The following is a 12,961-nucleotide window of genomic DNA, read 5'->3' on the forward strand; positions in this document are numbered from 1 at the left end:
CATCGTCCCTCCCCGCACAGAGACCGAATAGGGCCGGTCGGCCCTACTGAGGGGGAGCCGAAGGGCCTGCCCTGTGCCGGACGGCCCGGCACCCCGCTCCCGCCCTCGTCAGCCGGCCTCGCCCACCGGCCCGGGACCACCCACCCGTGGGGGATCGCCCACCGGCTCGGCCCCACCCACCCGTGGGGGATAGGCCACTGGCCCGGGCTTGGCCACTGGCCCCTGCTCAGCCACCGGCAACGGCTCGCGCACCATGAACACGTCCACCGGGTCCTCCGCCTCGACGGTGAACCCGTACCGCTCGTACAGCCGCCGGGCCGGACTGCCCCGCAGTACGTTCAACCGGACCCGGGCACCGGCGCGGTCGCACCGCTCCAGCAGCTCGCTCAGCACGCCGGAGCCGATACCGCGCCCCTGAAGATGCGGCGCCAGGTAGAAGTGCTCGAACCATCGCGCGTCCTCCGCCGGCCGCAGGGCCACGGACCCGGCGAACGCGCCACCGACCTCGATCACCCAGGTGTGGGCCGGGTCGAACACGTCCCGCAGTCGCCGGCGCACGCGATGCGGGTCATAGCGCCCGAGCCGCTCCAGATCCGGCCGCATCACCACCGCACGCAACTCGACCACCGCTTCGACGTCTCGAAGCGACGCCGGACGAAGATCCCAGTCAGTCATGATCGTCACACTGTCGAGCGGAGTGGTCACAGACCTGCGGCCTTCCGTTCGCCCTCCGTCAGCGGAGGACCGTCCAGCAGGGGCTTCTTCCGGCCGAGGAAGACACGAAAGAGCATGTCGGGTGCGAGGAGCCGGGCCGGGGGCCGCTCCATGCTCATGACGTCCAGGAGTGCCCGCAGGGCGTGCGGGTTGCGTGCGCCGGCGTCGACGGCGCGGTCGATGAACGTGGTGGCGGCCCGTTCCAGCCTGCTCGGCGCCTCGTCCGTGGCACCCGGGTAGAGGGCGTCCTGGCCCACGGCGAGATCCCAGGCCTGCCCCACGGGGCGTGCCGCGCGACGCTGGATGAGCCTGGCCGTCTCCGGGGAGCCGATGCCACGCCTCGCGAGCACCTTCCTGAGCTCCAGGACGCTCTGCGCGGCCGCCGTCAGGCCGTGTCCGTACACCGGGTTGTATCCGGCGATGGCATCCCCCAGAACGGCGAAGCCGGCCGGCCACCTGGGCAACTTCTCGAAGTAGCGCCGTTTGTTGGCCGTACTGCGGGTGGTGACGACGTCAGTGAGCGGCTCCGCCTGGGCGAGGAGGTCTCCGATGACGGGATGGGGGAGGGAGCGGGCGAAGGACACGAACTCGGCGTTGTCGCGGCTGGGCCGGCCTCCCCTGCTGCCGGAGAGGGTGACGAGCCACCGGCCTTCCTCGATGGGGAGGATGATGCCGCCCCGGCCGGGCGGCCGCGTGGGGTCCGCCTGCACGTTGACGATGGGGAACTCCTCGCCCGTGGGGGCCGGAGCCCGGTAGATCCGGCTGGCGTAGCCGACCCCGGCGTCGACGACCTTCTCCTGGACCGGCGGCAGGCCGAGGTCGGTCAGCCAGACCGGTGCCCGGCTCGCGCGTCCGGTGGCGTCTATGACCAGGTCGGCCGAGAGGGTCTCCTCTCCGTCGGCGTCGCGTACACGTACCCCGGTCACCTGGTCGGCGTCGCCTTCGAGGGCGAGGAGTTCGGTCCGCTCGCGCACGGTCACACCGGGCTGCCGGAGGACTTCGGCGCGGATCGTCGAGTCGAGCAGGTCGCGGCTGCACACGAGGTTGACGTGGTGGGCGTTCTCGAACCGCCTGAACCACTGCCCGGAGGGCGCCTTGCTGACCATGCCCGACATGATCGGCACGCGGCGGGCGCCGAGCGTGACGAGCTGATCCGTGACGCCGGGCAGCAGATCCTCCAGAGCGCGCACCCCACCCGACCACAGCAGGTGCGCATGGCGGGCCTGAGGCAGTCCCTTGCGAGGGGCGGGCAGGCGGGGCAGGACGTCGGACTCGATGACCGTGACGTCCGCGTGGCCGGAGAGTACGGTCGCCGCGAGCATGCCGGTCATCCCTCCTCCGATCACGAGAGCGGCAGGCCGACGACCGGACGTTCTCTCGGGCATTGGCGGAAGCACCCTTTCTGACGGCCGTCCGGCCGTGACGGCCCCTGACGGACAGTCGCTGTCAGGGGCACGGAGTTCGAACTGCGGGGGGAACAACGTACCTTCACGACCAGGGCGGTTTGGATCGGTCCTGGCGTACGTCCCGCAGCGCCGCGCGCCGACGGGCTGCCGCGACGATGGGCGAGGTCTCGATGGCCCGGGCGAGCCTGACCCTGGTGTGAGGTCGCTCCACGGTTTCGAGCAGACTCACTTCGGGTGTGCGGTACGAGCTGTGACGACCCGTCACATGGACGCGGGCGGCGGCCAGCATGGCGGCGTCCGCCACCACCCTCGCGTCCTCCAGCACCGTCTGCCGTGCGGGGCCGGACTCCGCCGACGCGGCCGACTGGCGAAGTGCCTCGGCGTAGGCGGCGTCACGGATCTCCATGTCCAGGAAGGGCCCGCAGGCCAGGATGCCGTCCAGGATCGTGATCTCCTGCTGGGTCAGCCGCACCACGGGCGAGGTCCACCAGCGGAACTCCGCCGTCGCGGAACCGCGCAGCTCGCGCAGTTCCGCCCAGAGCGGCTTCTGGAGCCGGTAGCGGTTCCAGGCACGCGCGTTGTCCGCCAGGGGCGGGCCGAGGCGGGGCAGCGCGAAGCCGGTGGCGACCAGGACACCGGCGAGCGCGACCAGCGGCGGCGACACCTCGGTGCTGAGATAGTCCCAGTCCCGGCCGGTCCAACGGGCTCCCAAGGAAGCGTATTTGGCTGCCTGGTAGGAAAGGTCGAAGCAACTGCCGATGACGATCAGGGTCAGGCCCGTGTGCGTGATTCCGGAGACCATCCGGAGCCAGCCGAGACACATGCCCGTCAGGATGACGGTGGCGAGCGTGTGAAACGCCAGATACAGCAGGATCATTTCGCGCATGTACGGGGTGCTGGCGTAGTAGGTGTCCAGGTCCCGTGTCCGCTCGACCGGCGCGTCGGCCAGTCCGAAGAGCACGACGATCCCGACGATCACCGATGCGTAGAGGGCCATGACCAGGAGCATCCGCCGCTTGAGTCGCGGGAGGGGCCCGCCCCGCCACGCGATCATCAGGACGAGGTAGGAGGCGCTCAGCGCGGACATGCCGCAGTACACCAGCGGTCCGGAGAAGTTGGATATCCCGGTGAACGCGTTGACCGCGGTGATCGTCGGGGGCGCGGAGAACAGGCAGACGGCGGAGCCGATCAGCAGGAGCGCGCTGCTGGGCATCATCACAGGGTCGCGCCATGTTCCCCTCAGCGAGGGGACTTTGATCGCGACGGCCATCAGCAGGACGGCGCCGGGGACGTAGAACACCAAGCCGCTGCCGTTCATCGCTCACGGCCTTTTCGGGCATGGCCCACGTGCGGGCTCACGGCGGCCTCGGGCCCCGGGGCTGGAGCGGCGGATGAACTCATGTGGGTGATTTCTCGCCATCCTCGACGTGTTTGACGGCAGGGCGGGGGGACACCGTCGAATCCGTGCGGACCGCGGCCACGACGGGTGAGCTGCGCAGGGCGCGGGACACCCCCACGAGAGCGCCACGCGCGGTCGGGACTGCCGAGTCCCCGGGAACGCGCGGTGCACGGGTGCGGCCCTGGCGTGTGGCCTGCGAGGCCGCGCGGATCATCGCCGCCTGACCGATGAGAGCGGCTTCCGGGCCGGTACCGCCCGCGGCTTCGGCGGCCGACTGCGCGCGTGCGCGGACGTCGTCGTCGAGCTGCGGACGTACGAGGCTCAGCCCGTCCTGGATGCCTGCCTCGCGCCGGGTCAGGTGGACCTGGGGCGAGGCGTACCAGCGGATGGGCGCGGCCAGGGACGTACCGGGGCTGGCGCCGCTGAGTTCGTCCCACAGTGGCCCGAGCCGTACGTAGGCGACGAGCGTCCGTCCGGTGGTGACCGCCCAGGGCCCCACCAGGGGCAGCAGGAATCCGACGATGGCGAACGGGGCGGCCATGGCCGAGACGAGGGGAGAGAAGGTGGTGCTGAGCACGTCCCAGTCCCGGCCGGTCCGGTGAGCGGCCACCGCGGCCAGCTTGAGGCTGCTGAAGGAGAGGTTCAGCAGCCAGCCGACGCACAGGATCCACAGCCCGGCACGCAGCCAGCCGTGGACCTGGAGAGCCCAGCGCCAGCACATCATGGTGGTGACGAGGGCGGCGGTCATGTGCGCCAGCAGGTACAGCATGATCATCTCGCCGATGTAGGGCGCTGACGCGTAGTACGTGTCGAAGTCGGTTCGACGTTCCACCGGGGTGTCACCCAGGCCGAACAGAACGACCAGGGCGGCGACGACCAGCGTGTACCCGAGGAGCCAGTAGCGCGAGACCCGCCGTACGTGCTCGGGCGAGCCACCGCGCCAGTGGACGATCAGCAGCAGGCAGGAGGCGCTGAATCCGCTGATGATGATGTACACGAGCAGACTGGAGGCGTTGGGGACCCCGCTGATGTCGTTCACGGCGGCGATCGTGGGGGGCGCCGCGAAGAAGAATCCCGCGCCTCCCACGGCGATGACGACGCAGACCGACCGGACGAGCGGGTCACGCCAGGCCCTCCGTAGATCCGGAAGCTTCACGGCGAAGCAGATCCACAGGGCGGCGGCGGGTACGTAGTAGTCGAAGGAGTCCACGAGTCAGACCTGCCGGCGACGGTTTCCCAGCGACGCGTTGATGCGTCCGGCGATGTCACCGCGATCCGTCGGCACGCTGCCGGGCTCGCTCTCCAGCCAGACGCGGAACCGCGTGGCCGCCAGCAGGCCGAACATCTCGGCGGCCCTCTCCTCACTGTGCTTGAACTCGGTGCGCGCCGCCACCCTGCGCACGGTCTCGTCCAGCTCGGGCAGATCCGGGCGGGCGGCCAGCATCCGGGTGGCCACGGACTGGCCGAGGGCGTGGTTGCCGCACGCGCCGTCGAGCAGATGCCAGACCTCGTGGAAGAAGATCGCCAGTTGATGGAGCGGGGTCGCACGCTCGTCGATCACGATGATGTCGCGGTCGGGCAGATCGAGCCAGAGGCCACTGGCCGTCCGATGCGGGAACTCCTTGCGGAGGACGATGAGTTCGCGTCCCGTCCGCGCGCCGACCTGGCGGATCAAGGCGTCGAACAGGGCGTCGGGCTCCGAGGGGACCGGCAGTCCGACACCGGCGACCAGCTCGTCGACGAGACGACGCATGACCCTTACCTTGCGCACTGTTCTCCCCAGGAAGTGCGAGAAGCCTGCGGCTTCGTGTCAGCGTTCTTCGCTCTGTTCAGGTCGGTGCCGATCCGGGCCGACGGCACGGTCAGCCTCCGTACGCAATATGCCAAACCCGCGCTTGCCGTGCACGCGCAACCATCCGAAGGCGGCCCCGCGATGGGGCATATGATGCTGAACAAGTCCGATAAAAGCAGACCCGTGAGTGCTGGTCCGGATGACTGGATTCAGCCGTCGTCCAGGTAGCCGGAACGGCTCCGGCGGCCGTAGCGGACAGGCGCCCGCGGATGTCCGGCCCCCGGACGGTCGCGAGGGACGAGGACGACCGTGCCCACCTCGCCGAGTCACCGCCCGGGAGATCCGAAGGAGAACCGGTCATGACCACATTCCCCGCCGAGCGAGCCGTCCGGACCACCCCTGAGGGACTTCTGTGGGAACCCAGCGACCGCTGGGTGCGCGCCCGGCGCGGGGAGGTGACCGTCGTCGACAGCAGGCACCCCGTCCTCGTGTGGGAGCCGGCCGTGCCGGTCCCGTTGTACGCGTTCCCGCGCGAGGAGGTCCGCGAGGACCTGCTCCGCCCGGCGAAGAACCCCGCGACGGGGACGCACACCGGATCACGGATCTTCTACGACCTTGACCTCGACGGCGAGCTCCTGGAGAACGCGGCCTGGACGTTCCCCGCCGCCGACCTGGCCGGACACATCGCTTTCGAGTGGTTCAGCCGCGTCGGCCGAGGCCTGGACCACTGGTACGAGGAGGAGGAAGAGATCTTCATCCACCCGCGCGACCCGCACAAACGGGTGGACGCCATGGCGAGCAGCCGTCATGTGCGGGTCGAGATCGACGGCACGCTCGTCGCCGACACGGTCCGCCCGGTCCTGCTCTTCGAGACGGCACTGCCGACGCGGTTCTACATCCCGCGCGAGGACGTCCGCATGGACCTGTTCGTCCCGACCGGTCACCACACCGGCTGCCCCTACAAGGGCCGGGCCGACTACTGGTCGTCGCGGAGCGGAGCCGCCGCCCCGGCGAACATCCTCTGGAGCTACCCGGATCCGCTGCCGGCCGTGGGCCCCATCAAGGATCTCCTGTCCTTCTACAACGAGGCGGTCGACATCACCGTCGACGGCGAAACCCTGGAGCGCCCCGTCACCCCCTTCACCCGAGCGCTCTCGGAGCAGACGCGGAGGTGAGGCGGCGGTTCACGAACGGACGCGGATCGTTCGACCCAGGGCCGTGACGACTACTGCCGTCATCGCCCCCGGCGGGAGCGGCGATCGATCAGTCTCGCAGGTGGCCAAGAACGGACCGCGTCGCGTGCTCCACGGCACGGCGGGCCTGCTCGGAACGACCGGTCGTCTCGAAACCGTGCCGGCCGAGGGGTACGTCGATCACCTCGACAGCGGCCCGGGTTCCACAGGCCGGACGTACCGGCGCTCCGTGCTCGCCGGTACGGTAGGAACTCCCCCTGAGGGAGGTTCAAGTCCGTGTCCCCCGACACCCCGTGGAGCATCGGAGAGCTCGCCGAGCGCGCCGGAGTCACCGTCAAGACCGTCCGCTTCTACTCGGACCGGGGCCTGCTGCCCGAAGGCGCCCGCAGCTCCGGCGGCCACCGCCGTTACGGCCCCGAGGCGCTCGACCGGCTGCGCCTGATCCGCTCGCTGCGCACCCTCGACCTGCCGGTTCCCGACGTGGAGCGGATCCTCGACCAGGACGACACGCTGGAGGAGGTCGTCGCGGGGCAACTGCGGCAGATCGGCTCACGGCTCACAGCCCTGCGCTGGCGGGAAGCGGCACTCCAACTGCTCCAGGACTGTGCCCCCGAGGAACGCGCCGCCCGCCTGCGGCTGATCGGCACCGTGTCCGTCCCGCCCAGCACCGCACCGCTGGCCCGCTTCTGGCGGCGCTGGCTGCCGCCGCGGCTCCCGGCCCGGCTCGTCTCCGCGATCGTCGAACACTCCGTCCCGCACCTCCCGGAAGGTCCGACACCGGCCCAGGTACTGGCCTTCACCCGGCTGCACGCCTTCGTCACCGCCCCGTGCCCCGGCACGGACAACGGACAGCCCGCGGCGCACCAGCCCGACGGAGGCCGTCCGGCCGTGCTCTACGACGGTCTCGTCGAGGCGTACGCGCTGGCGTCACCGCAGGTGCGCGCGGAGCCGTCACCACGAGCGGGCGAGGCGCTCGACTGCTTCGTCGCCGCCTACGCCCGTTCCCGTGACACGCGGGACACGCCCGCGTTCCGCCGCGGGCTCAGCGCGCGACTGGCCGCGGACCCCCGTATCGACCACTACTGGAATCTCACCGCCGAGATCACCGCCTCGCCCGAACCGACCCCCGGCGCCATCCACGACTGGCTCCGCGCCGCACTGGACGACCAGGTCACCCGCGAGGCGGGCTGAGCGTCCCTCCTGTTCCGTCCCTTGTCCTGTGCGGAGGCGGGGCGAGAAGATCACCGGGCCGACGGATCGCGGGGTTCCGCCGGTTCACGGCGGGGGAGCGCGGGTGGCACGAGAGTTGGGTCTGCTGAGGGAACCGGACCCGGTGGCGGAGCGGCGCGTCAGGATGTTCCTGATGGCCGTACTGGCAAGGAGTACTGGCGCTACGAACGGCGCGACGACGACGCCGACATGCCATCGGTCGAGGTGTCGGCCGACACGGTGGTGGCCTGGTTCGACGACGGGAGGATGGTGGGCATCGATCTGCGCACCGGGAGCGTACGGTGGCGCACCGACTTCGCACAGCACGGCTTCCAGGACCTAGGTGCCGAACCGCGGGCCGAATTCACCAGCGACGACTGGGCTCCCACGTCGGCACAGGACGGCGTCATCATCAACGACGCCGGAGACGAACCTCGGGACAGCGCCCACAGCACCGTCCTGACGGCCTACGACACACAGGTCGGCAAGCGTGCCTGGGAACGCCGAGCCGCGGCGGGCCATTCGTTCGGATCGCTCAGCATCGCCGACGGACGGGTCTACCTCTGATCTTGGCCAGTGCTCCGCCCTTCAGGGTGGGGGTGAAGGCCATCCTTGGCCCGGAGGCGCGAAGCGCCGGAGTGCTCTGCGCCTTCGGGGTGACGGCCAGACGGGGCGCTGCTGGTTTTCGATGTACTGCTTGACGACGGTCAGGGGTGCCCCGCCGCATGATCCTGCGGAGTAGGAGCCGGACCAGACGTGTCCACCCCACAGGTACGGGCGGACGTGGCTGTCGTACTCCTGGCGGAGTCTGCGGGAGCTGACGCCCTTGAGGGAGTTGACCAGCTTGGAGAGCTGGACCTTGGGCGGGTAGTGCACGAGCAGGTGGACGTGGTCCTGTTCGCCGTTGAACTGCTTCAGCTCGGCCTCGAAGTCGGCGCAGACCTCCCGCATGATCTCTTCTGTGCGGGTCAGCATGGCGTCGGTGAACGCCTTCCGCCGGTACTTCGCGACAAAAACCAGTGAACGTGCAGGTTGTAGACAACATGGCGACCGGTTCTGACATCGGGATGAGGGTTCCAGCGCGGTGACATAAACCAACGGTAGGCTCTCGATTGTGAGTCACAACACCCTGATCAAGCGGCAGTTCGGGCACCGTGCCCGGCTCGCGCTGTCGCCTGCCGGGATGTTGAAGACAGACGACCAGGCACACGCGGCCCGCACGATGTGGAACCTGCTGCACGCGTGGTGGCAGATGATGCCGAAGGAGAAGCGGACACTCGCGCACGCGGACGCCGCGATCCGACAGGCCCGCGAGGACATCGACTTTCTCGCCGTCCTCCCCGCCCAGGCCGCGCAAGCGGTACTCAAGACGTACTTCCGGGCGTGGAAGAACTGCTGGGAGGGTCGCGCCGACGCCCCGAACTTCAAGGGCCGGTTCCGCACGGCGATGTCCGTGGACATCCCGCAGGGCCGGGACCTGAACATCACCCGCGTGCACCGCCGCTGGGGCATGGTCAACATTCCCAAGGTGGGCCGGGTCCGCTTCCGGTGGAGCAAAGACCTGCCCGTAGGCAAGCGTGCAGGCGCGGAGAACCGGATCACCGGGGCACGACTGATCAAGGACGCGCTCGGCTGGCACATCGCCTTCCGTGTTCAGACCCTTCAGGTCAAGCCCGATCCCCACCAGGGACCGGACGTCGGCATCGACGTGGGCGTCACCGTGCCCATAGCCCTCTCGGACGGCGAAACGTACGAGCACGACGCATGGCTGACCGGCAAGGAGAAGGCCAAGCTCCTGCACTTGGAGCAGCGTGCCGCGCAGCGTAAGCAGCACCGCAAGCCGGGCGAGCGCACCAGCCGCCGGCTGCACCGCACCTATGACCAGATCGCAGGACTGCGCGCGAAAGCCAAGCGCCGGGCCTTGGACTGGCAGCACCAGACGACCACCGTCATCGCCCGCACATATGGCACCGTCGTGGTCGAAGCACTCAGCATCACGAACATGGTCAAGTCCGCCAAGGGAACGGTCGAAGAGCCGGGGAAGAACGTTGTCCGGAAATCTGGGCTGAACCGCTCCATCAGCGGCGAGGCGTGGGGTCGTTCAGTCACCATGCTGGCGTACAAGACTGCCCGGTTCGGCGGCACTCTGAACAAGGTCCCGGCCCCGAACACATCCCGGCGCTGCTCAGCATGCGGTTTCATCACGCCCGGGAGCCGGGAGAGCCAGGCCGTGTTCGTGTGCAGGAGTCCGGACTGCGGCTGGTCGGGCAACGCCGACCACAACGCAGCCCGGAACATCTTGCACCTGTACCGGATGGGCCTCGCGCTCGTCCCGGCTGCCGGGAGGGCAGTCGTCAGGCGCGCGAAGCGCGTCAAGCCCGCTGCCGCGAGGTAAGCAGGAATCTCCCGGCTTCAGGCGGGAGAGCACTTCAAGTGGTGGAGAACTCGACCGTGCTCGAAGAGTACGAGGACCGGGATCTCCAGGCTGACCTGCTCGTCCTGGACGCCCACAGCGGAAAGCTGCTCCACAGGCTGCGTATGCCGCATCTGACCGTGCCGGACGACTTCTCGCTGACCGACCTCGCGGTCGAGGGGGCCGGTGACGGTGCCGTCCGCGTCGGGTGGCTCGAGTCGTCGGACGACGTATGGATCGTGACCTGAGCGACCCGAGCCGATGGGCCGACGAGAAGGGGGATCAGAACGCCCACCGTGTGTGCGTGTAGACCCCGTCGTCCCGGCCGAAGCCGTACGCGGTGGCCGGGGCGACCGCGTACACCACCGCATCCCCCTTGCGGAACGCGTTCCCGATCCCGTGGAAGGTGCCCTCCGGCGAGGTGATGTGCGAGCCGTATTGTGCTTCGTACGCGGTGATCACCTCTTCCAGGACGGCCGGATCGGCGACCGGTGAGGCCTCGCCCTCGATCACGAGGTCGAGCCCTTCGGTGAGCGAGTTCCCGCCGGTGGTCAGGGCGCAGTGACTGTTGTGAGCGAGGTTCTTCGCCTTCTGCTCTCCCGGGCCGGTGGAGAAGTACAACACCCCTGCGTGCCAGGCGGCGATCACGGGGGTGACGTGCAACCGGCCGTCGGGCCGCACGGTCGACACCCAGAAGATCTCGGCGGCCTCCATCGTGCGCTGGGCCTCGGCCCATTCGGTGGCCGTGACGTCCGCGGCTCCCGGGCGGGGACGGAGCGCGGAGCTGTAGCGGGCGTCGAGCTCGGTGGCGGGGTGCTTCACGGGTTCCTGTGTCGGCATGACGGAACTCCCTTCCTCTTCCTGACAACGACTGCTCGGCCGCCCCGAACTCATCGCGTGGCCGCGGTTCGGTCGCCCGCTCCGGATCCCGGTGGCCCCACCCGGGCATCCCTTCCTGGACTGCGGAGGCCCACCGTCGGGGTGTGAACGGCCCTTTGTGCCAGACGCGTTGACAGTTTCCACGGTACGCCCCACGATGACCGGGTGGTCACATGACCGCCCGGTCATACTCGGGAGCGCCCCGCCGCGTGTGACCCTGCCCCGACTCGGTCTCCTTCGACGGTGACCACGCCTGCCGCGTCCGACCGGCACCGACAGAGCCACCGGGCCCCCGGGCGCCGCCGAAGGTGCCGCTTCCCTTGCACGCAACCACATCCAGAATGAGGGGATCCCGTGCTCCGTCAATTGTTACGCATAGTGATCGCGTTCTCGCTCAGTGTGGCAGCCGTCTTCTTCGTCGTGCCGACAGCGGGCGCGCTTCCGGCCGTGAACTCCGCGGTGGCCGCAGACCCTTCCGTCACCGGGCCCTACGCCGTGGCCTACTCCGATGTGACCGTGGCGGCTTCCGGCCGCTCGTACAGCGCCCGCGTGTGGTACCCCGGCAGCACAGCCGGATCCAACGCTCCCGTCGCATCCGGCGCGCACCCCGGCCTTGCCTTCGGACACGGCTTCTTCCAGGGAATCACCCAGTACGAAAGCCTGCTCAAGCACTACGCGTCCTGGGGCTTCATCACCGTCACGCCCACATCACAAGGCGGCCTGTTCCCCAGCCACTCCGCCTTCGCCGACGACCTGAACGCCGCCCTCACCTGGCTGACCAGCCAGAACACCACGAGTGGTTCCCGTTTCGCGGGAGCCGTCGACACCGATCATCTCGGAGTCTCCGGTCACTCCATGGGCGGCGGCGCCGCACTGCTCGCCGCCGGCCGCAATCCGGCCGTCAAGAGCGTGTCCACGCTCGCCGCGGCGGAGACCAATCCGTCGGCCGTCACGGCTTCGGGAATGCTGACGGTGCCGGCCCAATATGTCGGCGGCAGCGCTGACACGATCGCGGGCGTGGCCGACAACCAGCAGAAGATGTACGACGCCAAGCGGGCTCCCGCCCAACTGCGCGTCATCACGGGCGGTTTCCACTGCGGATTCGAGGACAGGTCCGGCTTCGGCTGCGACAGCGGCGCCATCACCCGCGCGGCACAGCAGAAGCTGACCCAGGGCGTCACCACCGCCTACCTGCTCTACACCCTCGGAGGCGACACCTCGATGTACGACCAGGTATGGGGCTCCGCGGCCCAGCATCTGGCGGGGGTCGCGTACACCGCCAAGCCCTGACGCGTACCGGCGCCGCACACCGCGAGACGGGCCCGCGTCGCCTGCGAAGGTTCGCGGCCCGCCTCGCGGTGGCGGCCATGGCGGGGAGGTCATGGGGCGGGCGAGCCGTCTTCCGGGCCGGATTCTGCTTCAGCGAGGCCCGGATCAGGGGGAGACGATGGCGTTCAGTCCGTAGTCCAGCTCCGAGCCGTCGACCAGAACCGCCTCGACCGTGCGCGTACGGGGGTCGATGTCGGCCACGATGCCCTCGCCCGCGTAGCGCGGGTAGCCCGTCTCGCCGGTTTCGCCGGTCGCCTCGACGTCAGCCGACCGCACGGCCGCCTCCTGGGCGGAGGTGGCGTCCGTGTGCTCGACGTACTCGGGGACCAGCAGGACGGTGAAACGCTGAGATTCGGTAGTCACGCTCCGGTATTCAAGCGCCTCGCCCGGTGCCCGTCGCGCAGGCGCACGGCAGTTCTTTGCACCCCGGCGGTCTGTGGCCCCTCGTACCCGGTGGTTCGTCGCTCCTCGCGCCCGGCGGTCTTCGGCTCCTCGCACCCGGGGGTCCGCGGTTCCTCGCAACCGGCGGTCGGCCGAGCGGGCGACGGTGGTGGGATGCGCGGCGCGACGGGGGAAGGCATCGATCACCGTGTCCGCGGACGGCCGGGCGACACGCCGGCCGTCGAG

At 69.7% G+C, this 12,961-nt stretch carries 13 protein-coding genes and 1 pseudogene; 6 read left to right on the plus strand and 8 right to left on the minus strand.

Annotated features, from left to right (window positions below):
• Nucleotides 1–108 precede the first annotated feature (108 nt).
• The 5 genes from ACIQ7M_RS18430 to ACIQ7M_RS18450 form a co-directional block, all read right to left on the minus strand.
• Nucleotides 109–675 carry a GNAT family N-acetyltransferase gene (locus tag ACIQ7M_RS18430; protein WP_403645910.1) on the minus strand — a complete coding sequence of 189 codons (567 nt, stop codon included), beginning with the start codon at nucleotides 673–675 and terminating at the stop codon, nucleotides 109–111.
• A gap of 26 nt (nucleotides 676–701) precedes the next feature.
• Nucleotides 702–2,099 carry an FAD-dependent oxidoreductase gene (locus ACIQ7M_RS18435; protein WP_403645205.1) on the minus strand — a complete coding sequence of 466 codons (1,398 nt, stop codon included), beginning with the start codon at nucleotides 2,097–2,099 and terminating at the stop codon, nucleotides 702–704.
• 103 nt (nucleotides 2,100–2,202) lie between these two features.
• On the minus strand, nucleotides 2,203–3,438 hold the full coding sequence (locus ACIQ7M_RS18440) for a hypothetical protein (RefSeq protein WP_403645208.1): 1,236 nt from the start codon (nucleotides 3,436–3,438) through the stop codon (nucleotides 2,203–2,205).
• A gap of 79 nt (nucleotides 3,439–3,517) precedes the next feature.
• Complete coding sequence (locus ACIQ7M_RS18445) at nucleotides 3,518–4,729, minus strand: MAB_1171c family putative transporter (RefSeq protein WP_403645211.1); 1,212 nt, start codon at nucleotides 4,727–4,729, stop codon at nucleotides 3,518–3,520.
• Between the two features lie 3 nt (nucleotides 4,730–4,732).
• Nucleotides 4,733–5,272 carry a toxin-antitoxin system, toxin component gene (locus ACIQ7M_RS18450; protein WP_386976754.1) on the minus strand — a complete coding sequence of 180 codons (540 nt, stop codon included), beginning with the start codon at nucleotides 5,270–5,272 and terminating at the stop codon, nucleotides 4,733–4,735.
• A 398-nt stretch (nucleotides 5,273–5,670) separates the two neighbouring features.
• Between ACIQ7M_RS18450 and ACIQ7M_RS18455 the strand changes: the two genes are divergently transcribed.
• The 3 genes from ACIQ7M_RS18455 (at nucleotide 5,671) to ACIQ7M_RS18465 (ending at nucleotide 8,280) form a co-directional block, all read left to right on the plus strand.
• A complete protein-coding gene (locus ACIQ7M_RS18455; protein WP_403645214.1) occupies nucleotides 5,671–6,486 on the plus strand; it encodes a DUF427 domain-containing protein in 816 nt (271 codons plus the stop codon).
• A 294-nt stretch (nucleotides 6,487–6,780) separates the two neighbouring features.
• Nucleotides 6,781–7,695, plus strand: a complete 915-nt coding sequence (locus ACIQ7M_RS18460; protein ID WP_403645217.1) for a MerR family transcriptional regulator — start codon at nucleotides 6,781–6,783, stop codon at nucleotides 7,693–7,695.
• Nucleotides 7,696–7,716: 21 nt separating this feature from the next.
• Nucleotides 7,717–8,280 (plus strand): PQQ-binding-like beta-propeller repeat protein, encoded by a 564-nt coding sequence (locus tag ACIQ7M_RS18465; protein ID WP_403645220.1) that lies wholly within the window; start codon nucleotides 7,717–7,719, stop codon nucleotides 8,278–8,280.
• 102 nt (nucleotides 8,281–8,382) lie between these two features.
• Here the strand turns inward: ACIQ7M_RS18465 and tnpA are convergent.
• A pseudogene (gene tnpA, locus ACIQ7M_RS18470) lies at nucleotides 8,383–8,804 on the minus strand (IS200/IS605 family transposase); the annotation flags it as partial.
• 92 nt (nucleotides 8,805–8,896) lie between these two features.
• Between tnpA and ACIQ7M_RS18475 the strand changes: the two are divergent.
• Together ACIQ7M_RS18475 and ACIQ7M_RS18480 are read left to right on the plus strand one after the other, a co-directional pair.
• Nucleotides 8,897–10,108 (plus strand): RNA-guided endonuclease InsQ/TnpB family protein, encoded by a 1,212-nt coding sequence (locus tag ACIQ7M_RS18475; RefSeq protein WP_403645913.1) that lies wholly within the window; start codon nucleotides 8,897–8,899, stop codon nucleotides 10,106–10,108.
• Between the two features lie 56 nt (nucleotides 10,109–10,164).
• Entirely contained in the window at nucleotides 10,165–10,374 is a 210-nt protein-coding gene (locus tag ACIQ7M_RS18480; RefSeq protein WP_403645223.1) for a hypothetical protein, read from the plus strand.
• Between the two features lie 34 nt (nucleotides 10,375–10,408).
• On the opposite strand, the gene ACIQ7M_RS18485 is transcribed toward ACIQ7M_RS18480, so the two are convergent.
• On the minus strand, nucleotides 10,409–10,966 hold the full coding sequence (locus ACIQ7M_RS18485; RefSeq protein WP_403645226.1) for a pyridoxamine 5'-phosphate oxidase family protein: 558 nt from the start codon (nucleotides 10,964–10,966) through the stop codon (nucleotides 10,409–10,411).
• Nucleotides 10,967–11,359: 393 nt separating this feature from the next.
• On the opposite strand from ACIQ7M_RS18485, the gene ACIQ7M_RS18490 reads away from it, so the two are divergent.
• Nucleotides 11,360–12,295, plus strand: coding sequence for an alpha/beta hydrolase family protein (locus tag ACIQ7M_RS18490; RefSeq protein ID WP_403645230.1), 936 nt, complete (start codon nucleotides 11,360–11,362; stop codon nucleotides 12,293–12,295).
• 144 nt (nucleotides 12,296–12,439) lie between these two features.
• On the opposite strand, the gene ACIQ7M_RS18495 is transcribed toward ACIQ7M_RS18490, so the two are convergent.
• On the minus strand, nucleotides 12,440–12,697 hold the full coding sequence (locus tag ACIQ7M_RS18495) for a hypothetical protein (RefSeq protein WP_389842481.1): 258 nt from the start codon (nucleotides 12,695–12,697) through the stop codon (nucleotides 12,440–12,442).
• Between the last annotated feature and the right edge of the window lie 264 nt (nucleotides 12,698–12,961).

It is taken from the genome of Streptomyces sp. NPDC096324 (assembly GCF_044763015.1).
Classification (GTDB): domain Bacteria; phylum Actinomycetota; class Actinomycetes; order Streptomycetales; family Streptomycetaceae; genus Streptomyces.